Source organism: Streptomyces sp. NPDC047043 (assembly GCF_040644055.1).
In the GTDB taxonomy this organism is placed as follows: Bacteria; Actinomycetota; Actinomycetes; order Streptomycetales; family Streptomycetaceae; genus Streptomyces.
Genome location: NZ_JBEYVO010000001.1, coordinates 300,465 through 322,425, shown reverse-complemented (window position 1 = coordinate 322,425; position 21,961 = coordinate 300,465). Strand labels below are relative to the sequence as shown.

The window sequence follows — 21,961 nt, the reverse complement described above, 5'->3', positions numbered from 1 at the left end:
CGCCCGGGTCGACCTCCGTTCTAGGAAGCGGAGTTGGCGTCGAGGACCGTCACCACGGGAACGGTGGCAAGGTCTGCTTCATGACGCGTCCTCGTCGTTCTCCGGTCGCGACGGCGCAGGACGCCCGCCCAGAGTGTGGAAAGCACCGCGGTGCCAATTAGCACCAGCAGCAGCTGGGAGGTGTGGGAACCGGCGCTGTCCGCGGCACGGGCTATGGGGTTGGCTGCTCCGAGGCGGTCGAACAGCCAGCCCAGGGCGGCGCCGGCGGTGAGTACTGCGCAGGCACTGCGCAGGGTGGAGTGCCTGGGCAGTCGGGACAGCAGGAGCAGGCTCGGCAGCGCGAGGACGACGAGCAGGAGCTGCACCGCCTCGATGCCGAGGTTGAACCCCATGAGGCTGAGGGCCAGTTGGGAGGTGGAGAGGTTCATCTCGGCCAGGGTGAGGGAGAACGCCAGGCCGTGCCCGAGGCCGAAGACACCGGCGACGACGGCCTCGTTCCCCGGGAAGAGCGGGCGCATGGCGTGGACGGCGCCGACGAGGATGCTCAGAGCGATGAACACCTCGACCGGCTGGGCCGGGATGTCCAGGCGCCCGAAGGCGCTGAGGGCGAGCGCGAGGGAGTGCCCGACGGTGAAGGCGAGGGTGGTGCGGGCGATGCGGCCGACGGCGGTCCGGGCGCCGACCGTCCTGCGCCAGCGCTTCCCGTCTGTACGCATCGTCGCAGGCAGCAGGAGGATGAGCAGGAAGAGCAGGTGGTCGGTGCCTTCGAGGATGTGCGTGGCGCCGAGCCGGAACATGGCGTACGTCCCGCTCCAGGCGCTTCCTTTCTCCAGGTCGACGGTGAGGTCCGGGACGGTCATGGTCCGGGTGTCGATACGGATGACGCCCACCTGGGTGACGGCGTCCTGGCCGGTACCGGACACCCTGCCGGTGGCCCAGTCCTGACGGACGGAGACCAGGGTGACGTGGGTGACGACCTTGTGGACGATCGCGTCGTAGCCGAGGACGAAGTGGCGCGGATCCCCGCCGGGAGGCGGTGTGAGCGTGGCGTGGACGGTCAGTTCGCGGTAGGTACCGGTGGAGGTCTGCTCCGCCCGGCCGAGCGCGATGTTCCCGAAGGTGACGGTCCAGGCCTTGCCCTGGACGGTGGTGGGGTGCAGGTGATCGGCCAGGTAGGTGCGGATCGCGGAGGTCTTCGCCGGCAGCGCCGCGTTCGTGGTGCCGTCCAGCTCGATCCCGCTGGCCATGGAGAAGTCACTGACGGGCAGTTCCAGTTCGGCGGCCACCGACGTCTCGTGCACGTCGAGCAGCAGCACCGAGTGGGGCATGGGATGCGCGGCAGCGGGCGGCGCTGCCAGAAGCAGCGCCGCCGTCACCGCCAGCGCGATCCCGGTCAGCACGCGCAGTGCATGTGACGGTGAGATCGGCAGACGGTTCATCAGAAAGAGAACTCTCCCCCGTAGTCGGTGTTGTGGTCCCGGTAGACGGTGTGGTAATGGATCTGGCTCGAGAAGACCACGCCGTCCTGGCACACGAACTCGATCCAGACCCCGGGTCCGTCGATGCGCACGTAGTCGCCCTGGGCGCTCAGGTCGGTGCTGCCGGAGTACGAGATGTAGGTCTCGTCGAGTTCCGACTTGTACGTGGCCAGCGTGGAAGCGGCGGTCGTGTCGTCCGCCACGTCGACCCAGGGCTTCATTGCGGCGAGGACCAGTGCCTGCTGGGTGTCGGTGAGTTCGCTGACCTGGAGGCCTTCCTTGGTCTCCGGGAAGGCGCCGTCGTCGTCCGGGCCGAGCAGGACGTCGGTGAAGGAATCGGTGAGCTTCGCCGCGGTCAGTTCGTCGCTGCTCAGGCTGTCGACCATGGCCTTCATCCCGTCGTACATCCCGGACAGGGGTGCGTACGAGGTGCCGTCCTCCGTCCAGCTGGTCGGCTCCACCCCGACGAAGTACGGCGTGGTGCCCTCGACCTCGCCGTCCTTGTAGGTGACGTTGAAGGCGAGGTGGTGGCCGCCGAAGTGAAGCTGCCAGGTGCCGCTGGTGCTCGGGGTGCCGAGCAGGGCCAGGTAGTAGTTGCCGCTGCCGTAGCCGCTGGCGGTCTCGCCGAGGTAGTCGTCCGCCGCCAGGATCTGCGTGATCTGGTCGTACCCGGTGTCGTCGGCGGTGCCGGCCGCCGCCTTCAGCAGGGCCTTGGCCGCGGTCAGCTGGGTGTCGCTGAGCGTGCTGAACTCGATGCCGACCCGGCAGGTGGAGCCGCACGGAAGGTTGGACCAGGCGGTCGCGTTGGCCTCGGTGAAGTCCAGCAGCGCCTCCGACTGCTGGTCGGTGTCCAGGGTGTCGACGAACGCCTCGGCGGCGTCGACGACGTCCGAGACGCTCGAGTCCGCCGTGGTCGCGGCGGCGGTCGCGGTCGACGAGGCCTGGGAGGTGGGGTGGTCCTGGACGGACGCGGCGTTCGCGGTGGCGTACACCGCGCCCAGGAGCGCGGCGGATGCCGCGGCCACGGCGACGATCGCCTTCCTCCGCTTGCCCTGATTCCTGCGGTGCGCGTTATTGGCCTGCAATTCAAGACTCCCTTCCGGGAGAAATTCGGGAGGACTTCCGCAAGGAATTGACCTGAATCGGGATTTGGGAAGTCCTGCCGCTCTGGATTGGTGAGCAGGAGCACACCGCTGCGCGCTGTGGTGCGCATAAATAAGTTCTTTGTGTTGGGCGTGACTGTCTGTCAGCTCCCTTAAGTCCATGGAGAGTTGGCGTTGGCCTGAGGCGATCTGATGCCGCAGAGGGGTTTGTGTGGGCCCGGGCCGTTCACAGCGTTCCCACAGCCCGCCGTGGAATCGTCGCGGCATGACCGCAGCTGCTTTGGCCCATGGAGGCAGGGTTCGGGTGCTCATCGTGGACGACGAGCCCGAACTGACCGAGTTGTTGTCCGCGGCGGTGGCCGAGGCGGGATGGCGTCCCTTCGCCGCGCAGGACGGACGCGGCGCGCTGCGTATCGCGCGAACCTGCGCGCCGCACGTCGTCGTGCTCGACTGGATGCTTCCCGACCTGGACGGGGTGAAGGTGCTGCGGCAGTTGCGGCGGGAGAACCGGAAGGTGCCCGTGCTGATGCTCACCGCCCGCGACGCGTTGGAGTACCGGCTCGACGGACTGTCCTCGGGAGCCGACGACTACGTGACCAAGCCGTTCTCGCTGGAGGAGGTCATGCTGCGGCTGCGCGGTCTGCTGCGCCGGGCCGGGGGAGAGGAGGCCGCCGAAACCGGGTCCGTCCGGATGCTCGGCGACCTCGTGGTCACTGCGCGGACGCGCGAGGTGCAGCGCGGCGGGGACCAGGTCCACCTCACGGCCAAGGAGTTCGACCTGCTGTGGTTGCTGATGAGCCATCCGCACCAGGTGCTGAGCAAGGCGCAGATCCTCGACCACGTGTGGAACGCCGCGTTCGACGGGGAGGGCAACCTCGTCGAGGTCTACGTGCACAGTCTGCGCGCGAAGCTCGACAAGGGGCGGGCGCGAATGATCCACACCGTGCGCGGAGTCGGTTATGCGATCAGAGCCGCGGAGCACTGACATCGCCGCGCACCACGCCACCGGCCGGCGAGGGCGTTCGCTGCGGGCCCGGCTGGTGCTCTTCATCTCCGTGACCCTGGTCGTCGTCTGTGCGGCCATGGCGCTGACCACCGTGTTCGTCCAACGCGCCTATCTGCTGGGGGACTTGGACCAGAGGGTCACCGACGCGGCCGCGCGCAGCCAGGGCGGGCTGCAGCGCAGGACCGGCGACGCGAGGGATCTGGGATTCCTCAACGAGCGCGGACAGCCGGTCGGCACCCTCGCCGCCCGCTTCGACGACAACGGCGCCGTGCTGGCTGCCGAGGTCGTCACCGGGGACGGGCGTCAACAGGTCCTGACCGCCGCCCAGCGCGAGGCCCTCGCCGGGATCACCGCCGACGGCTCCCTGCACACCCGCACCGTCCCCGGTCTGGGCACCTACCGCCTGACCGCGCTCGCTGGCGACGGCGTCCCGGTGCTGGCCGGGCTCCCGATGGACGACGTGCAGCGCATGATTAACGGCCTTGTGCTGGCCGAAGCCGTGATCGCCGCCCTCGGACTCGCCGTCGCCGGCGGTGTCTCAGCGGTGGTCGTCCAGCGGCAGTTGCGGCCGCTCGGGCGGGTCGCGGCCACCGCCGTCGAGGTGGCGCGCGTGCCGCTGGACCGCGGGGAGGTGGGCGCGCTCACCCGCGTCCCCGACCCGGACACCGACCCCGGCACGGAGGTCGGCCAGGTCGGCGACGCGCTCAACCGCCTGATCGACCACGTCGAGGACTCGCTCGCCGAACGTCAACGCGCCGCGGAGTCCATGCGGCGCTTCCTCGCCGACGCCGGCCACGAGCTGCGTACACCGCTCGCCTCGATCGCCGGATACGCGGAATTGATGGACCGCGGCAGCGAGCGGATCGAGCCGGGGCTGGCCTGGCGTCGCGTCTCCGCCCAGTCGGCCCGTATGTCGGGGCTGGTCGAGGACTTGTTGCTGCTCGCCCGCCTCGACGAGGGACGGCCGCTGCAGAGAGCGGAGGTGAACCTCGCGACCCTGGTCGCCGAGGCGGTGTGGGACGCGCGAGCCGCCGGCGCAGACCACCAGTGGCAGCTCGCGCTGCGCCTGGACGCCCCCGCCACGGTCGTCGGCGACCACGCCCGGCTGCACCAGGTGGTGGCCAACCTGCTGGCCAACGCGCGCGTGCACACCCCGCCAGGCACCAAGGTCACCGTCGTCGTGGAGACCGCCGAGGCCGACTGTGTGATCCGGGTCCGGGACGACGGCCCGGGCATCCCCACAGCTCTGCTGCCCTCGGTCTTCGAGCGCTTCACCCGCGCCGACGCCTCCCGCACCCGCGCCACCGGCGGCTCCGGCCTCGGACTGGCCATCGTGGCGGCGATCACCGAGGCGCACGGCGGCCGTATCGAGGTCGAGAGCGAGCCGGGGCGTACGGACTTCGCCGTACGACTTCCGTTCGCGACGCACCCGTCTCCCACCGCCTCCGCCGTCCGCTGATCCCTCTCCCGGCCGTCCTCCGCGGTGCCGCGAGGTCTCCGCGAACTCTAAGCGTCCCCACATATATGCAGGTCAGGGCCTTTGTCGTGCCCGATTCAGGCCGCTCTGCCGCGCTTGCGTTTCAGGTCCGCCTAAGGTTGCCGCCCCAGAGTCGTGGCTCCACGGCCGTCCGCCCGGGACGTGCCACGACGAAGGGACTCAGCGACGATGACCGAGCTCGATGCCGGGGAGCCGACGGCCGGGGAGCCGCATTCCGAGGCCGCCCGCCGTGCTCACGCGAGCCGCCGCAACTTCATGCGCAAGGTCTTCTTCGCCAGCGGAGCAACGGCCGTCGCAACCATGGGCGGTGCCGGTGCCTGGGCCGCGATGGCCGACGACACCACCGGCACGGCCGACGCCACGGCGAGTCCCACCCCGAGCGGAGCCCCCAGCGGAGGCCCGGGCGGCGGCGCCGGAGGCCCCGGCAACCAGTCGATCACCGAGGAGTTCTTCGGTCTCACCACGGACAGCAAGCGGATCGACGACCTGTTCACGATCCACTCCACCGGCGTCGCGACCGCCCCCGTCATCACCGCGGCGAACGCCTTCCTGGCCGGTCTGACCGACACCCAGAAGACCTCGACGCAGTTCACCGTCCACTCCACCGAGTGGCGGCTGTGGAGCAACATCGACTCCTACGCGCGCCAGGGCGTCTCCCTCGCCGACCTGACGGACGATCAGAAGGCGCTCGGTACGGCTCTGTTGAAGACGGCGCTGAGCGCGGACGGTCTGGAGACCACGGAGAAGATCCGCAAGATCAACCAGGCGGCCGGCGAGGCGATCGGCAACACGACCTCCTTCAACGAGGACGCCTACTACTGGACCGTGATGGGCACCCCGTCCGACGCCGAGCCCTGGGGTTTTCAGTTCGACGGCCACCACCTGGTCATCAACTACTTCGTCCTGGGCGACCAGGTCGTGATGAGCCCGTGCTTCTGGGGCTCGGAGCCGACGTCGATGAAGATCGACGGCGAGACGGTGACGGTCTGCCACGAGGAGGTCGTCGCCAGCCTGGCCTTCGTCAACTCCCTGACCGAGGCGCAGCAGAAGGTCGCCATCGAGTCCGCGACCAAGACGAACGAGTCGATGAAAGCGGGCGCCTTCTCCGACAACACCGTCCAGGAGTACACGGGCCTGCGCGGCAACAAGCTCACCGCCGTCCAGAAGAAGAAGCTCCTCGGCATCGTCGAGGCATTCGAGGGCCGGGCGAAGGCGGACGCCGCGAGGGTGCGGATGGCGGAGGTGCGCAATCACCTCGACGACACGTACGTGACCTGGGCGGGCGGCACCGGGGACGACGACGCTTTCTACGTGCGGGTGCACAGCCCCGTCGTCTGGGTCGAGGTCGACTGCCAGGCCCCGGGCCCGCTGCGCGGCGCGTACGGCGGCACCGAGGGCGTGCCCACCCAGATGCACGTCCACTCGATCATCCGTACCCCCAACGGCAACGACTACGGAAAGGAGCTCCTCAGGCAGCACTACCTGACCTCGCCGCACCACCGGTGAGGGACTGTCTTCCCGTCATCTGACAGTCACCCCGTCATGCAGGAGGGGCCGCACCCGCCCGGGTGCGGCCCCTCCGCGCGTCGGCGTCCCGGGGGAAGCCCTCATACCGGAGCGGTAGCCCGCGGCCCGGGCGCGTACTGCGGTTTCAGTAGTCGGTCCTCCGGATGCGGTGGGTGGCAGTGCCAGTAGCAGCACGACGACGGGAGGGCCCCCGCCACGGAAGCCTTGTCGGAGTCAGCGAGAGCAGAGGTGGAGTTCCCCGACGTGGCTACTTTTCTGTATCAACTGGGCCGACTGGCCTTCCGGCGGCGCGGTTACGTCGCCCTCATGTGGTTGGCCGTCCTGGCCGCCGTCGGACTGGGTGCCCTGCAGGCGCCGGGCGCCTCCGACGAGGAGTTCTCGATGCCGGGCATCGAGTCGCAGAAGGCGTACGACCTGATGCAGGAGCGCTTCCCCGGCGCGGCCGCCGACGGCGCCACCGCCCGGGTGGTGTTCGTCGCCCCCGACGGTCACAAGGTCACCGCGACCGCCGAGAAGAAGGCGATCGAGGAGACCGTGGACACCCTGGGCGACGGCTCGCAGGTGGCCGGCGTCGCGGATCCCTTCAAGGCGAAGGCGGTCAGCAAGGACGGCTCGACCGCGTACGCCACCGTCACCTACAAGGTGAAGTCCTCCGACGTCACCGACGCCAGCCGTACGGCGCTGGAGAAGGCCGTCGACCAGGCCCGGGACGCCGGTCTGACCGTGGAGACGGGCGGCTCCGCCATGGACAGCGGCGGCGGGCCCGGCGGTGTCGCCGAGGTCATCGGCATCTCGGTGGCGGCCGTCGTCCTGCTGATCACCTTCGGTTCGCTGGCCGCCGCCGGGCTGCCGCTGCTGACGGCGATACTCGGCGTCGGCGTCAGCATGTTCACGATCACGATGCTGGCCGACGCCCTGGGCCTGTCCACCAGCACCGGCACCCTGGCCATGATGCTGGGCCTGGCGGTCGGCATCGACTACGCGCTGTTCGTGGTCTCCCGCTACCGCGAGGAACGCGCCAAGGGACACGCATCGGAGGAGGCGGTCGGCCTCGCCGTCGGCACGGCCGGTTCGGCTGTCGTCTTCGCGGGCCTGACCGTGGTCATCGCCCTGGCCGGCCTGACCGTCGTCGGCATCCCGATGCTGACCAAGATGGGCCTGACCGCGGCCGGCGCGGTCGTCGTCGCCGTGCTCATCGCCCTGACCGTCGTGCCCGCGCTGCTCGGCTTCTGGCCGAACGCCGTGCTGTCGGGCGCCGTACGCAGGCAGGGGCGGGGCGGGCGTCTGCACCGCTTCCGGATGCTCCGGGTGCGTCCGTTCCGGGTGCCTGCGTTCCGGTCCAGGAAGCCGTCGGGCCGGAGCGAGGGTGACAACCGCGGCACCCGCTGGGCGCGCTTCGTACTGCGCCGCCCGATCCCCGTCCTGCTGCTCGGCGTGGTGGGCCTCGGCGCTCTCGCGATCCCCATGACCCAGTTGGAGCTCGGCATGCCGGGCGACGAGGCCAAGTCCACCTCCACCACCGAACGCCGCGCCTACGACGACCTGGCCAAGGGCTTCGGCCCGGGCTTCAACGGGCCCCTGACCATCGTGGTCGACGCCAAGGGAGCCGACGATGCCAAGGCCGCGGTGAGCACGATCAGCGAGCGCATCTCCGACACGCAGGGCGTTGTCTCCGTCGCCACGCCCCACTTCAACGACGCCGGGGACACGGCCGTGTTCACCGCGACCCCGTCCACCAGTCCGACCGACGAGAAGACCAAGACTCTCGTCAAGACCATCCGCGGCGAACGCCCCGCCATCGACTCGGCGTCCGGCGTCACCTTCGAGGTCACCGGAACCACGGCCCTGAACATCGACATCGCGGCGAAGGTCCAGGCCGCGCTGGTGCCGTATCTGATCACCGTCGTCGGTCTCGCCGTCATCCTCCTGCTGGTGGTCTTCCGATCCCTGCTCGTCCCGCTCAAGGCTGCCCTCGGCTTCCTGCTCTCCGTGCTCGCGGCCCTGGGCGCGGTCGTCCTGGTCTTCCAACAGGGCCATGGGGCGGGCCTGTTCGGGGTGGAGCAGACCGGGCCGATCATGAGCCTGATGCCGATCTTCCTCGTGGGCATCGTCTTCGGCCTCGCCATGGACTACGAGGTCTTCCTCGTCTCGCGCATGCGGGAGGCCTACGTCCACGGCGAGCCGGCCGAGCAGGCGGTCGTCGAAGGGTTCCGGCACAGTGCCCGGGTCGTCGTGGCCGCCGCCCTGATCATGATCGCCGTCTTCGCGGGCTTCATCGGCGAGAACGACTCCATGATCAAGATGATCGGCTTCGGCATGGCCACCGCCGTACTCCTCGACGCCTTCGTCGTCCGAATGGCGATCGTGCCCGCCCTCCTCGCCCTGCTGGGCGACCGGGCCTGGTGGCTGCCGAAGTGGCTGGAGCGCAGGCTGCCCCGGGTCGACGTGGAGGGTGAGGCGCTCACCCGACGCCCTGCCGAGACCATGGCCGGCGACCCCGACCCCACACCGGACGAGCCGATCGAGGCGCGCGTCTGAGCGGGCGTCCCGGCCGTCCCCAGGGCCGCCCGTGGCGAAGGCCACGGGCGGCCCCCGCAGCGCTATGTGCCGTATGTCGTCCACCATGGGGCTCAACTTGACCCGGAGAGACAGATGACCACCAGCCTGGAGCACTACACAGGGCGCCGGCACATCGCCACGGACATAGTCCTGGCCTTGGGACTGCTCGGCTGCGTGACCCTCGGTGCCTCGATCGCCATTCCCGGCATCAGCCAACCGCGCGAGGACTGGCCCGCCGTGGTCCTCGCAGCCATCTCCTGCCTCGCCCAGCTGAAGGCACGCACCTATCCGCGCAGTGCTCTCGTCGTCGCCACGGTCTGCACGGTGATCACCGTGGCCCTGGGCTACCTGGTGTCGCCCCTGTTGCTCGCGCCCCTGATGATCGCCCTGTTCCGGCTGGCCGCCATCACCGATTCCAAGACCACGCGTGTGTGCGGTGGTCTGACCACGGCCGCGGTGGTCATCGCCGCCGTGTTCGACCAGCCCACGGATGAGATGGTCCTGCTGCGCACGGTCGGCCCCGTCCTGTGGCTGCTGCTGCCCCTGGTCGGCGGCAGCCGGGATCGCCTGCGCCATGACTACGTGGACTCCGTGCAGGCGCGCGCCATGTACGCCGAGCGCACCCGCGAGGAGGAGGCCCGGCTGAGGGTCGCCGAGGAACGGATGCGGATCGCCCGTGAGCTCCACGACGTCGTGGCCCACCACATGGCCGTCGCCAACGCGCAGGCCGGCACCGCTCGCCACCTGGCACCCACCCACCCCGAACAGGCGCAGAAGCTGCTCGACGAACTGACCGCCACCACGTCCTCCGCGCTGCTCGAACTCCGCGCGACGGTAGGGGTGTTGCGCCAGACCGGCGACCCCGACACCGACCCCCTGGAACCCGCGCCCGGCCTGGACCGCCTCCCCGAACTGATCGCGACCTGCGAAACCGCCGGGGTCGAGGTCACCGTCACCACCGAGGGCGAGCCCCGGCCCCTGTCACCGGGCGTGGACCTGACGGCGTACCGGATCATCCAGGAAGCCCTCACCAACGTCACGAAGCACGGCGCGGGCAAGGGGGCCTGTGTCCGGCTGACGTACTCCGACTCCCGCCTGCTGATCTCGGTCACCAACGACGGCACCGCCGCCGCTCCGTCGGTCCCGGGCGGCGGCTACGGTCTGATGGGCATGCGCGAGCGTGCCCACTCCGTCGGTGGCGACCTGCACGCGGGCCCCCGCCCCGAGGGCGGCTTCGAAGTCGCCACCGCACTGCCGCTGCACCCCCTCGCCCCGGAAGAAGACGAGGCCACCCTTTGAGCATTCGTGTCCTGCTCGCCGACGACCAGGCCCTGCTGCGGGGCACGTTCAGGCTGCTGATCGATTCCTGCAAGGACATGGAGGTGGTCGGCGAGGCCGCCAACGGCCAGGAGGCGGTGGACCTCGCCCGCACGCACCACCCCGACATCGTCCTGATGGACATCCGCATGCCCGGCACGGACGGCCTCGCCGCGACCGCCGCCATCTGCGAGGACCCCGAACTGACCGAGACCAGGGTGCTGGTGCTGACCATGTTCGAGACCGACGAGTACGTCGCCAAGGCACTGCGCGTCGGAGCCAGCGGCTTCCTCGGCAAGTACGTCACCACCGACGCCCTGCTGGCCGGCATCCGCACCGTCGCCGCCGGCGAGGCCCTCCTCTCGCCCGGCGCCACCCGCGCCCTCATCACCCGCTTCCTCACCGCCCCGGCCCCCGGCGCCCTCCTGGCACCTCCGGAGCGCCTGAAGGACCTCACCCCCCGGGAGCGCGAGGTCACCGCACTCGCCGCCCGCGGCAAGTCCAACGACGAGATCGCCGAGGAACTCGTCCTGAGCGTCCTGACCGTACGCAGCCACATCCAGCGCTCCCTGACCAAGCTCGGCGCCCGCGACCGCGCCCAACTCGTGGTCATCGCCTACCAGACGGGGCTGGTACGGCCCGCATCGCCGCAGCCCTGAAGCCCGATCAGTACGGCGAAGCAGCGACTGCGGGGGACAACCCGAGGAACGGGGCGGGGGACAGCAGGCGTGTGCCGGACGGCGCCGGTTTCTACCTTTGCTGGTCTTGGAACGCCCAGCCGGCACTGGAGGAGATGTGCGCTACGCCCGCAGGATCGCCATGTACGGCGCCGTGACAGCACTGGCGCTGAGCGCGAGCCCCGCTCATGCCACCGGCTCGGTGACCGGGGCCGGACCGGCCCGCACCGCCGCGGTGGCCAAGACGCCGTACGGCGAAGTGCGCGAGATCCTGCGGCGGTTGACCACCGTCGACGGGGCGCCGGGAGCGCTGGCCGAGGTGAGCGACGCGCGCGGCCGAACGGTGATCACGAGCGGCGTGGCGGACATCGACACCCACACCCCCATCGCGGGCGGCAGCCGGTTCCGCATCGGCAGCCTGACCAAGACGTTCACCGCCACCGTGGTCCTGCAACTGGTCGGCGAGCACAAGGTCGCGCTAGATGCGCCGGTGGAGCGGTACCTGCCCGGCCTGGTCAGGGGGAACGGCAACGACGGCCGCCACATCACCGTGCGGCAGCTCCTCCAGCACACCAGCGGCCTGCCCGACTACCTGGACCACCTCACCCCGCAGGACATCCTGCGCGATCCGCTTGCCCATCACGACCGGGAGGAGGTCATAGGGATCGCCCTCGGCCATCCCCGGCTGTTCGCCCCCGGCAAGGGCTGGAAGTACTCGAGCACGAACTACGTCCTGGCCGGCATGCTCATCGAGAAGGTCACCGGCCATCCGTACGGCGAGGAGATCGGCCAGCGCATCATCCGGCCGCTCGGCCTGCACGACACCTCCGTCCCCGGCGACGAGCCGGGCATCACGGGCCCGCACCCACGGGGTTACGTCAGGCCGGGAGACTCCGGTCTCGTCGACGTCACCGAGTTCAACCCCTCGGTCGCGAACGCCTCCGGGGCGATGATCTCCAGCGGAGCGGACGTCAACCGCTTCTTCGGCGCGCTCATGAACGGGCGGCTGCTGCGCCCGACCGAGCTGCGGGCGATGACGACCACCCGGCCGACCGGCGGCTCGTCCGACCGCGCGTACGGCCTGGGCCTGCAGAGCAGGTCGCTGCCGTGCGGCGGCCTGTACTGGGGACACGACGGTGACATCTTCGGGTTCCAGACGATGGCCGGCGTCACGGCCGACGGCCGCCAGGTGACCGTACTGGCCAATCTCGACCCGGGCGGCAGCGAGGCACAGGACACCGACCTGAGGGCCGCCGTCACCACGGCCTTGTGCGAGGGCGCCGCCTCGAAGCCCGCCGCGTGACGGCCGCGGTCGCCTTACGGCAGCGGGCTCAACGACGAGACCGCGATGGCCGTACTGGCCGGGAACAACGGCGACCCGAACTGCTGGCAATGACAACCTGGTCCCGTACGGACAAAAGCGTCTTGCCGACCGACCGCGCCGACTCCGGCCTCAGCCGTCGGGAATGACGACCTTGAACCGCTCGGGGCTGGTGACGTCGGGGTCCGGGCCCCCGCGGACTCCGGTGTCGAGTGCGTCCAGGGCGGCGAGCTCGTCGGTGCTCAGCCGGAAGTCGAACACGTCGAAGTTCTCGGCGATCCGGGCCGGGTTGGTGGACTTTGGGATTGCGTTGCGGCCCTGCTGGATGTGCCAGCGCAGCATGACCTGTGCGGGAGTCTTGCCGTGAGCCTGCGCGATGGCCTGGATGGCAGGGTCCGCGAGCGTGCTGCGTCCCGCGCCGTCCTTGTCCCAGTAGAACGTGATCCCGCCGATCGGGGACCACGCCTGGGTGAGGACACCGTGCTCGGCGTTGGCCTTCTGGACGGCGGGCTGGGTGAAGTACGGGTGCAACTCGACCTGGTTCACGGCCGGTACGACGCTGGTGCGCTCCACGAGTTCCGCGAGGTGATGCGGCATGAAGTTGCTGACGCCGATCGCCCGGACCCTGCCCTCCTCGTAGAGCTTCTCCAGAGCGTTGTAAGCGGCCACCGTCGTGTCGAACCGTTCCGGCACCGGCTGGTGCAGGAGCAGGAGGTCGAGCTGGGCCACCCCGAGTTTGCGGGTGCTCTTCTCGAACGCGTGCAGCGTCTCGTCGTAGCCGTAGTCCGAGACCCAGACCTTGGTCTCGATGAACACCGCGGACCGGTCCACTCCGGAGCGGCGCAGGCCTTCGCCGACCTGTCGCTCGTTGAAGTAGGCCGCCGCCGTGTCGATGTGCCGGTACCCGGTGCGCAGTGCCGTCTCCACCGCCGCAGCCGTCTCCTCCGCGGGGCTCTGGAAGACGCCGAAGCCGAGCACCGGGACGGTGACGCCGTTGTTGAGGGTGATTGCGCTGTTCTGCCGCCGATCAGTCATGCATTCCAGTCTGTGAGCCGTGTGACCTGCGAGCCAGGCGGAAGGGGGGCCCTGTCACACCCCTGAACACCGCTCCCCGGCACAGCGCGGCCTGCCGGTTGGAGCCCGGGGTGAGGAGGCTTGGGCGCGTAGAGAGCAACGGTTCGAAGGGCGTGCGTCATGGTGAACATCGGCGGGCTGCCGGGGCATCGGGTGACGACCTTCGAGTTGTTCTTCGACTTGGTGTACGTTTTCGCGCTCACCCAGGTCACCGCTTACATGGCCCATGCGCACAGCGGTATGGGCGTGCTGCAGGGGCTGTTGCTGCTGGCGCTGCTGTGGTGGTCGTGGTCGGCCTATGCCTGGCTCGGCAACCAGGCCCGAGCCGATCTGGGGATCCTGCGCGCCGGTATGGGACTGGCGATGGCAGGGATCTTCGTGGTGGCGCTCGCCGTCCCGGAGGCGTGGCACGACGCGCCAGGCGGCCTGGACGGTCCGCTCGTACTGGCGGGTGCGTATCTGTTCGTGCGCTGCGTGCACTTGGTGGTCTACGGCCTGCTCGCCCGCGAGGACCGCGAACTGGTGCGCCAGGTCGTCGTCTCCTGGCCGCCGGTGCTCGCCGGGGCAGGCCTGCTGCTCGCGGGCGCGGCCGTCGGAGGGGGAGTGCAGACGGCACTGTTCGCGGCGGCGATCGCGGTGGACTGGGGGGTCGTGTACGCGACGTCCCGCAGGGGCAGTTGGCGTATTCACAGCGCCGAGTACTTCGCCGAGCGGTACGAGTTGTTCGTCATCATCGCCATCGGTGAATCACTGACCGCCCTGGGCGTGGGTGCCGCCGAGCTGCCGGTCGGTCCGTCGCTGCTGGCGGTGGCTGCCCTGGGCGTGGGGGCGGCCATGGCGATGTGGTGGCTGTACTTCGACGTGGTGACCCTGGTGGCGCGGCGCAGGCTGCACGAGGCGGCAAGTGAGGCCCGGCTGGCGCTCGCGGCCGGTGCCTACGGCATCGGCCACTTCCCCGTCGTCGCGGGCATCGTCCTGACCGCGCTCGGTATCGAGGGGGTCGTCGGTCACGCTGACAGTGGCCATGGGGCTGGGCTGGTTCTCCGCCGGCGCGCTGTGCGGAGGGGCGACCCTCTACCTGGCCGGGTTGCTGCTGTTCGGGCGGCTGGCGGTGAATGTGTGGGGGCCGTTCCGCCTGGCGGCCCTGGTCGTGGTGGCCGCTTGGACGCCGGCGGCGGCTGCCCTGCCTCCGCTGGCCGCCCTGACGGGTGTGGTCGTGATCCTCGCGCTGCTCGCGGCCGTCGAGACGTGGTGGTTCGCGGAGTTGCGCCACACGGTGCGCGCCTGAGTGCGGGAGTTGCCCGCCGGGGGCGTCGGCTGACGCCCCCGGTCAGAACCGGATCACGAGCCCGCGTGCGGATACAGAGCGGGAACGTTGATCTTCCCGCGCTGCAACTGCGCATCGTGCGGAGGGTTCAGACCACCGTCGGTGACGTACAACCGGCCGTCACTGACAGCGGTGGCGCTGGGGGAGGCCAGGCCGTCGCCACCGGTCAGCACCGTCTTCACCTTGCCGCCCGGATAGATCACGGACACCTTGTCAGGGGCGTTCTGCGCGGCGAAGACCACATCGGAGTGGTCATTGAGGAAGCTGAAGTCGTCCACCCCGTCGATGTTCTTGGTGACGACGTGGATGCGGCCGGGCCTGCCGTTGCCGGTGACCGGGATGCGCAGCAGGCTGTCCTGGGCGAGGTTGGAGACCCAGACGGCTCCCTTGTGGAAGCGCAGGCCGTTGGCGCCGAAGGGCACGGCCTCGGACGTGACGGGGGCCAGGGCCGGATCGGTCAGCCATGCCTTCACCGGCCCGCCCGCGACGGGTACGGCCCACACGGTGCTCTTGAGGCTGTCGGCGACGTAGATGGTGCGGCCGTCGGCGTCGAGGGCCATGCCGTTGGGGAGACCGTCGGTGGGCAGCGGTGCGAGACGTACGGGGCTCCTGCCGGGCGCGATCTTCCATACCCCGGCGCGTGCCGCGCTGGAGGACCAGACGTTGTAGTAGACCGTGCCGTCCTTGCCGCGGATGTTGCCGGTGATGCCGTCGCCCTGGGCGGAGGCGGCGAGGACGGTGCGGTGGCCGGAGGGCGAGATGCGCACCAGCGCAGGCGCCTTGCCGGCAGCGGCGCCGATCATCGACAGCGTCAGGGAGCGGTCCGGGTTGACGGTGATGTTCTCCGGGATCTCACCGGCGGCGTAGTCGAAGTCGGCCACGGTCCGCACGTCCGTGATGACGCGCTGCCGGTGGGGCGTCTGAGTGGCGGCTACGGCGGAGTGAGCGGACACGAGGACCGTCGAGGCCGCGGTTGCGATCGCGGCCGTGCGGATTCTTCTCTTCAGGGGGATCGAGCTGGCAGACATGGAGGTTTCCTTGCGTTGCCGGCACCTGCCGACGTGAAGGGCAGGCAGGAGCCGGGAAGTTGCATGAGGGAGACTCGGCGATGAGCGCCCCGAAGGGCGCAGCGAGCCGGATTGCGACGGCCGGGGCAAGCGACCGGATCCGGTGCGTGCTCTCTTGGCCGACCGTCGGATTTCAGTGTGGCAGCGGAGGATCAGGGGTCGCTACACGGCAGGGGGGCCGTGTCACTGCCAGGAACCGTGCTCCCGGGCTCAGCGCGTCCCCTCTTGCTTGCCCTGGCCGGAAGGCGCCGCCTTCTGTTCGGCTCCTGCCATGTCCAGGAGCACCAGCTTGTCGTGGTCGGGGGTGCCGGGCTCGGCGTAGTAGACGACGAGCCGTTGCGTGCGGGTGCCCTCGATCTGCATCTTCTGGTAGCCGGGGGTGAGGTCGCCGACGTCGGGGTGATGGAAGGTCTTGCTGCCGTGGGTGTGCAACCGGACGTCGTACCGCTCCCACAGGTCGGTGAACTCCGGGCTGGCGCCCAGCAGTTCGTCTACGAGGGGAGCCAGTCCGGGGGCGTCGGGCTCCAGGCTGTGCAGAGAGCGCAGGCGGCCGACGGCGGCGCGGATCTGGTCGTGCCAGTCGTCGAACAGCTTGGGCGCGGCCGGGTGCAGGAAGACGTAGCGCACCACGTTGCGCTTTCCCACCGGCCAGTTCGCCAATCCGTAGAACAGCCGCAGTCCGGACGGGGTGCATGCGAGGACGTCCATGGTGCGGGTGAGGACGTAGGCCGGGAAGGGCCTCAGCTTCTCCAGCAGCAATGCGACCCCTGGTAGAACCGTCTCCACGTCGGATGCCGGTGAGCCCAGCGCGGAGGCGCCCGCGGCCCGCGCGACCAGGACCCGAAGGTGCCCGTGTTCGGCCGGGTCCAGCCGGAGCGCGCGGGCGAGCGCGTCGACGACAGAGGGGCTCGGGTTGGTCTCCCTGCCGCGCTCAAGGCGGACGTAATAGTCCACACTCACGCCGGCGAGCGTGGCCAGCTCCTCGCGGCGCAGCCCGGGCGTGCGCCGCACCCCCGGCCCGATCGGCAGTCCGACCTCCGCCGGAGTCACCCTGGCGCGGTGGGCCCGTAGAAACGTTCCCAACTCCGTGCCGCCGTTGCCGTCGTGCCGCTCCCGTGCCATACGCACAGTGTGACAGGCCGACTTGATCAAGGGTATGACCTGCGGGAAGGCCCGTGTGCGGACCTGGCGCGGGCCGGTGACGACTCGGAGCCGAGCATGTCCAGCAGGACCAGGGCGTCGTACTCGGGCGTGTTCGGTTCGGCGAAGTAGGCGATGAGGTGGTGACCGGGTGTGCCTTCGAGCTCCATGGACTGGTGGCCGAGGGTGAGGTCGCCGATCTCCGGGTGGTGGAAGGTCTTGCGGCCGTGCGCATGGGCCTTGATGTCGTAGCGCTCCCACAAGCGGGCGAAGTCCGGGCTCTTGATGAGGAGTTCACCGGCCAGGCGGGTGAGGTCGGGGCCGTCGGGGTCGGTGCCCGCGAGTGCGCGCAGGCGGGCGACGCAGCTGCGAACCTGGTTGCTCCAGTCGTCGAACAGCTCGTGGGCGACGGGATGGAGGAAGACGTAGCGGGCGATGTTGCGGTCCTTGGCCGGCCACTGCTCCATCCCGGCCAGCAGGCGCAGCCCGCCCGGGTTGTACGCGAGCACGTCGGTGGTGCGGCTGACGATGTGCGCGGGGTAGGGACGCAGTTTCTCCAGCAGCTGCTTGGCACCCGGCCGTACCGTCCGTGACGGGGCGGACCGAGCCCCGGAGACGCTGCGGGCGGCCATGCTCGCGAGGTTGCGCAGGTGCTCGTGCTCGTCGTCGTCCAGTTGCAGGGTGCGGGCGAGGGCGTCGACGACGGACGGGCCGGGGCGGGTCTCCTTGCCGCGTTCGAGGCGGGAGTAGTAATCGATGCTGATTCCCGCGAGAGTGGCCACCTCTTCGCGGCGCAGCCCAGGTGTACGCCGCAGCCCGGCGCCGACCGCGAGCCCGGCCTCGGTGGGCGTCAGCCGAGTGCGGCGGGCACGCAGGAAGCGCCCCAACTCGGTGCCGCCGTCGGCGGAGTGCTCACGTGTCATGTCCTCCAGTGTCAGCGCGCCGTGACCTGCGCGGGAGGCGCGTGAGGGGCCCTGTCGCTCCCCCGAACGGAACGGCCTGCCACACCGCGTGCCCCTCCCGCACGCTGGACTCCGGCGACGCAGGCGAAACAGGCGCAGAACGAAGGGGTTGGCGACATGACCAAGGACGCGAAGGAAGTAGTCGTCGTCATCGGTTCCGGAAGCATCGGTCTCGCCATCGCGCGTCGCGTCGGTGCCGGTCGCACCGTGCTGCTCGCCGACTACAGCGACAAGGCGGCCGAGGCCGCCGCCGGACGCCTGCGGGGCGAGGGCCACGACGTGACCACCCGCGTCACCGACGTCTCCGACCGCGACGCGGTGGAAACTTTGGCCGACGTGGCCGCCGCTCTGGGCCCGGTCACCCAGGTGGTGCACACCGCCGGGGTTTCCCCCACCCAGGCGAGCATGGAGCGGATCCTGCACGTCGACCTGGTGGGCACGGCGATGGTGCTGGACGCGTTCGCCCGCGTCATCGCCCCCGGCGGGGCCGGCATCGTGATCGCCAGCATGGCCGGGCACCGGGAGAGCCCCTACGTGCCCGAGATCGAGCACGCGCTCGCCACCACCGACACCGCGAGCCTGCTTCGGCTGCCGTTCCTCCAGCCCGACCAGATCGGCTCCACCGTCCACGCCTACGCGCTCTCCAAGCGGGCCAACTCGCTGCGGGTGCAGACCGCCGCCGTCGCCTGGGGCAGGCGCGGAGCCCGCGTCAACGCCGTCAGCCCGGGTGTCATCATCACGCCGCTGGCCCTGGACGAGCTGTCCGGGCCCCGGCAGGAGTGGTTCGAGCAGGTGCGCAAGGTGTCGGCCGCAGGGCGCTTCGGCACTCCCGACGAGGTCGCCGACGCGGCAGCCTTCCTCCTCGGCCGCCAGGCAGGCTTCATCACCGGCGCCGACCTCCTCATGGACGGCGGCGTGACCGCGGCACTGCGCACCGGGGAACTGACGATCCCCTGACCGGACAAGATCCCGAACCCTCCCCCTGGCACAAGGACGGATCATGACTACTGCACCCTTGACCGTGTTGGTGGTCGGCGCGACCGGCAGCATCGGACGCCTCGTCGCCGCCGAGGCCGTAGCGCAGGGACACACCACCCGCGCCCTGGTACGCGACACCGGCACAGCCCGGCGCCTGCTGCCGGCCGAGGTGCAGCTCGCCGTAGGCGACATCACGCAGCCCGACACACTGCGTGAGGCCGTGGCCGACGTCGATGCCATCGTGCTGACACACGGCTCCATGTCCTCGCCGGAGACGGTCGACTACGGCGGAGTCCGCAACGTCCTGGCGGCCCTGGACGGGCAGAAGCCCCGCATCGTGCTGATGACCGCCATCGGCGTCACCGCCCGCAGCAGCGCGTACAACCATCTGCTCGAGTGGAAGCGCCGCTCCGAGCGCCTGGTCCGCGCCGGCGGCCTGCCCTACACGATCGTGCGGCCGGGCTGGTTCGACATGAACGACCCCGACGAGCAGCGCCCCGTCTTCCTGCAGGGCGACACGCGGCGCTCCGGCGGGCCCGCCGACGGTGCCGTCTCGCGCCGCCGGATCGCCCAGGTGCTGGTGGCGGCCGTCGCCACTCCGGAGGCGGCACGTCGCACCTTTGAGCTGGTCGCAGAACAGGGCTCCGCACCCAGCGACATGACCCAGCTGTTCGCCGCGCTGGACGAGGACGCGCCCGGCGCCCTGGACGCAGTGCGCGACGAGGACAACATGCCGCCGGAGCGGGAGCCTCAGCCAGTCCGCGACGACCTGGCTGCCCTCGTGACACGAGCCGGCTCTTGACGGCAACGGCATCCCGGAAGGGCACCGCGCAGCCGCACCGGCTGACACCCCCTTCGACGACCCGAAACGGGAAAGAGAAGATGCGAGCAACACTCATGTACGGCGCCGGCGACGTCCGCGTCGAGAACGTCCCGGACCCGAAGATCCAGCTGCCGACCGACGCGATCGTGCGCGTATTGCGGTCCTGCGTCTGCGGCAGCGACCTGTGGCTCTATGAGTCGATGCCCGCGACCGAGCACGGCGAGCGTATGGGCCACGAGTTCCTCGGCGTAGTCGAGGAGACCGGCTCGGGCGTCTCCGTGCTGAAGGGCGGCGACCTGGTGGTTGCGCCGTTCGTCTGGTCCGACAACACCTGTGAGTTCTGCCGGGAGGGCCTGCACACCTCATGCCTGCACGGCGGGCAGTGGGCGCGCGCCGGTGTCGACGGCGGCCAGGGCGAGGCGGTGCGTGTTCCGCAGGCCGAGGGCACGCTGGTCGAGCTGCGGGTCAGTCCGGACTCCGCCCTGCTGCCGTCCCTGCTGACCCTGTCCGACGTCTTCTGCACCGGCCACCACTGCGCGGTCACGGCCGGGGTCGGCCCCCGCACGACCGTCACGGTCGTCGGTGACGGCGCGGTCGGCCTGTCCGCCGTCCTCGCGGCCAGGCGGCTCGGCGCCGAGCGGATCATCCTCATGGGCCGGCACAAGGACCGCACCGACCTGGGCCGGGACTTCGGCGCCACCGACGTCGTATCCGAGCGCGGTGAAGAAGGCATCGAGCGGGTTCGCGAACTGACCGGCGGCCACGGCACGCACACCGTCCTCGAGTGCGTCGGAACCCTGCCCGCCCTGCACATGTCGATCGGCGCGGTCCGCCCGGGCGGCACCATCAGCCGGGTCGGCGCCCCGCAGTACCCCGAAGTCCCCCTGGGATTCCCGGAGTTCATGAACAACATCACCCTCACCGGCGGTGTCGCCCCGGCCCGCGCCTACATCGAGGAGCTGCTGCCGGACATCCTGGAGGGCCGCATCGAACCGGGCCGCGTCTTCGACCGCATCGTAGGCCTCGACGAGGTATCCGACGGCTACCGGGCCATGGCCGACCGCGAGGCGCTCAAAGTGCTCGTCAAGCCGTGAGGACCGGCTCCCGGTCCAGCTGGAGCATCACGTCGTACTCCGGTGTACCCGGGGCCGCGTGGTACGCGACCAGCCGCTGGCCGAAGCACCCCTCCGGCTGGAGCGAGTGGTAGCCGAAGGCGAAGGTTCCGGCCTCGGGGTGGTGGAACGTCTTGGTGCCGTGGCTGTGGCCCTTGACGTCGTAGCGCTCCCACAGGCGGACGAAGTCGGGGCTCTTGGTGAGGAGTTCGTCGACGAGGCCGGTGAGGTCGGGGGCGTCCGGCTCGATGCCGGCGAGGGCGCGCAGGCGGGCGACACAGCCGCGGATCTGGTTCTCCCAGTCGTCGAAGAGGACGCGGGGGGTGGGGTGGAGGAAGACGTAACGCACGATGTTGCGCTGTCCCTCCGGCCAGTCCTCCAGGCCGGCCAGCAGCCGCAGCCCGCCGGGGTTGGTCGCGAGCAGGTCCATGGTGCGGCCGACGATGTGCGCCGGGAAGGGGCGCATGCCGTCCAGCAGCAGTTGCAGGCCCGGGTCCACGGTCTGTCCCGCCACCGCGGCCGACCGCTCCGCCGTGCGGCCGCGAGCGGCACACGCGGCGAGTTCGCGCAGATGCAGGTGCTCGGCCTCCTCCAGCAGCAGAGCGGAGGCGAGGGCATCGACGACCGACGGGCTGGGGTTGGTCTCGCGGCCGCGCTCCAGCCGCGTGTAGTAGTCCATGCTCACCCCGGCCAGGGTGGCCAGTTCCTCCCGCCGCAGACCCGGAGTACGGCGCAGGCCGGCCCCTTCGGGGAGGCCCACGTCGGCGGGGGTGACCCGGGCCCGGCGGGCCCGCAGAAAGTTCCCCAGCTCACTGCCGCTGTTCCTGCCGCTGCGCTGCTCACGTGCCATGCGATCCAGTCTGGCAGCCGTGTGACCAGGGTGAAGGCCGCCAGAGGGGCCCTGTCACACCCTGGAACGCCGCTCCCCGGCACAGCGCGGTCTGCCAGGCCGTGCGGATCAGCAGCAGGTTGACACACAACCAAGGAATCCG

General features: G+C 70.4%; 18 protein-coding genes and 1 pseudogene. 12 read left to right on the top strand and 7 right to left on the bottom strand.

Translation table 11 applies throughout. From position 1 onward, the window contains the following. Window positions 1-20 precede the first annotated feature (20 nt). Together ABZ880_RS01555 and ABZ880_RS01550 are read right to left on the bottom strand one after the other, a co-directional pair. Entirely contained in the window at window positions 21-1,439 is a 1,419-nt protein-coding gene (locus tag ABZ880_RS01555) for a HupE/UreJ family protein (RefSeq protein ID WP_361255024.1), read from the bottom strand. Further along, window positions 1,439-2,563 carry a DUF3500 domain-containing protein gene (locus ABZ880_RS01550; protein ID WP_361255021.1) on the bottom strand — a complete coding sequence of 375 codons (1,125 nt, stop codon included), beginning with the start codon at window positions 2,561-2,563 and terminating at the stop codon, window positions 1,439-1,441. Before ABZ880_RS01550 ends, ABZ880_RS01555 begins: the two co-directional genes overlap by 1 nt. 283 nt (window positions 2,564-2,846) lie before the next feature. Between ABZ880_RS01550 and ABZ880_RS01545 the strand changes: the two genes are divergently transcribed. The 7 genes from ABZ880_RS01545 (at window position 2,847) to ABZ880_RS01515 (ending at window position 12,468) form a co-directional block, all read left to right on the top strand. After that, window positions 2,847-3,566: a response regulator transcription factor gene (locus ABZ880_RS01545; protein WP_361255018.1), complete on the top strand. Its 720-nt coding sequence runs from the start codon at window positions 2,847-2,849 to the stop codon at window positions 3,564-3,566. Next, window positions 3,541-5,046: an ATP-binding protein gene (locus ABZ880_RS01540; RefSeq protein WP_361255015.1), complete on the top strand. Its 1,506-nt coding sequence runs from the start codon at window positions 3,541-3,543 to the stop codon at window positions 5,044-5,046. Before ABZ880_RS01545 ends, ABZ880_RS01540 begins: the two co-directional genes overlap by 26 nt. Window positions 5,047-5,253: 207 nt before the next feature. Continuing rightward, a complete protein-coding gene (locus ABZ880_RS01535) occupies window positions 5,254-6,591 on the top strand; it encodes a DUF3500 domain-containing protein (RefSeq protein ID WP_361255012.1) in 1,338 nt (445 codons plus the stop codon). A 264-nt stretch (window positions 6,592-6,855) separates the two neighbouring features. Next, window positions 6,856-9,150 (top strand): MMPL family transporter, encoded by a 2,295-nt coding sequence (locus tag ABZ880_RS01530; RefSeq protein WP_361255010.1) that lies wholly within the window; start codon window positions 6,856-6,858, stop codon window positions 9,148-9,150. Window positions 9,151-9,264: 114 nt separating this feature from the next. Continuing rightward, window positions 9,265-10,470, top strand: coding sequence for a sensor histidine kinase (locus tag ABZ880_RS01525; RefSeq protein WP_361255007.1), 1,206 nt, complete (start codon window positions 9,265-9,267; stop codon window positions 10,468-10,470). Next, window positions 10,467-11,147, top strand: a complete 681-nt coding sequence (locus ABZ880_RS01520) for a response regulator transcription factor (RefSeq protein ID WP_361255004.1) — start codon at window positions 10,467-10,469, stop codon at window positions 11,145-11,147. The genes ABZ880_RS01525 and ABZ880_RS01520 overlap by 4 nt, the downstream gene beginning before the upstream one ends. 136 nt (window positions 11,148-11,283) lie before the next feature. Beyond that, window positions 11,284-12,468, top strand: coding sequence for a serine hydrolase domain-containing protein (locus tag ABZ880_RS01515; RefSeq protein ID WP_361255001.1), 1,185 nt, complete (start codon window positions 11,284-11,286; stop codon window positions 12,466-12,468). A 150-nt stretch (window positions 12,469-12,618) separates the two neighbouring features. Here the strand turns inward: ABZ880_RS01515 and ABZ880_RS01510 are convergent, their stop codons facing one another. Then, window positions 12,619-13,521 (bottom strand): aldo/keto reductase, encoded by a 903-nt coding sequence (locus ABZ880_RS01510; RefSeq protein WP_361254998.1) that lies wholly within the window; start codon window positions 13,519-13,521, stop codon window positions 12,619-12,621. A gap of 159 nt (window positions 13,522-13,680) precedes the next feature. On the opposite strand from ABZ880_RS01510, the pseudogene ABZ880_RS01505 reads away from it, so the two are divergent. After that, a pseudogene (locus ABZ880_RS01505) lies at window positions 13,681-14,517 on the top strand (low temperature requirement protein A); the annotation flags it as partial. 67 nt (window positions 14,518-14,584) lie between these two features. Further along, on the top strand, window positions 14,585-14,848 hold the full coding sequence (locus ABZ880_RS01500) for a hypothetical protein (RefSeq protein ID WP_361254996.1): 264 nt from the start codon (window positions 14,585-14,587) through the stop codon (window positions 14,846-14,848). A gap of 53 nt (window positions 14,849-14,901) precedes the next feature. On the opposite strand, the gene ABZ880_RS01495 is transcribed toward ABZ880_RS01500, so the two are convergent. The 3 genes from ABZ880_RS01495 to ABZ880_RS01485 form a co-directional block, all read right to left on the bottom strand. After that, window positions 14,902-15,915, bottom strand: a complete 1,014-nt coding sequence (locus ABZ880_RS01495; RefSeq protein WP_361254993.1) for a hypothetical protein — start codon at window positions 15,913-15,915, stop codon at window positions 14,902-14,904. Window positions 15,916-16,164: 249 nt separating this feature from the next. Continuing rightward, a complete protein-coding gene (locus tag ABZ880_RS01490; protein ID WP_361254990.1) occupies window positions 16,165-17,076 on the bottom strand; it encodes a helix-turn-helix transcriptional regulator in 912 nt (303 codons plus the stop codon). Between the two features lie 26 nt (window positions 17,077-17,102). After that, window positions 17,103-18,017 carry a helix-turn-helix transcriptional regulator gene (locus ABZ880_RS01485; RefSeq protein WP_361254987.1) on the bottom strand — a complete coding sequence of 305 codons (915 nt, stop codon included), beginning with the start codon at window positions 18,015-18,017 and terminating at the stop codon, window positions 17,103-17,105. Between the two features lie 156 nt (window positions 18,018-18,173). On the opposite strand from ABZ880_RS01485, the gene ABZ880_RS01480 reads away from it, so the two are divergent. The 3 genes from ABZ880_RS01480 (at window position 18,174) to ABZ880_RS01470 (ending at window position 20,951) form a co-directional block, all read left to right on the top strand. Next, entirely contained in the window at window positions 18,174-19,013 is an 840-nt protein-coding gene (locus tag ABZ880_RS01480) for an SDR family oxidoreductase (protein WP_361254984.1), read from the top strand. A gap of 43 nt (window positions 19,014-19,056) precedes the next feature. Beyond that, on the top strand, window positions 19,057-19,836 hold the full coding sequence (locus tag ABZ880_RS01475; RefSeq protein ID WP_361254981.1) for an SDR family oxidoreductase: 780 nt from the start codon (window positions 19,057-19,059) through the stop codon (window positions 19,834-19,836). An 80-nt stretch (window positions 19,837-19,916) separates the two neighbouring features. Next, window positions 19,917-20,951 carry a zinc-dependent alcohol dehydrogenase family protein gene (locus tag ABZ880_RS01470; protein ID WP_361254978.1) on the top strand — a complete coding sequence of 345 codons (1,035 nt, stop codon included), beginning with the start codon at window positions 19,917-19,919 and terminating at the stop codon, window positions 20,949-20,951. Here the strand turns inward: ABZ880_RS01470 and ABZ880_RS01465 are convergent. Then, a complete protein-coding gene (locus ABZ880_RS01465) occupies window positions 20,941-21,819 on the bottom strand; it encodes a helix-turn-helix transcriptional regulator (protein WP_361254975.1) in 879 nt (292 codons plus the stop codon). The two genes, ABZ880_RS01470 and ABZ880_RS01465, sit on opposite strands and share 11 nt — an antisense overlap. Between the last annotated feature and the right edge of the window lie 142 nt (window positions 21,820-21,961).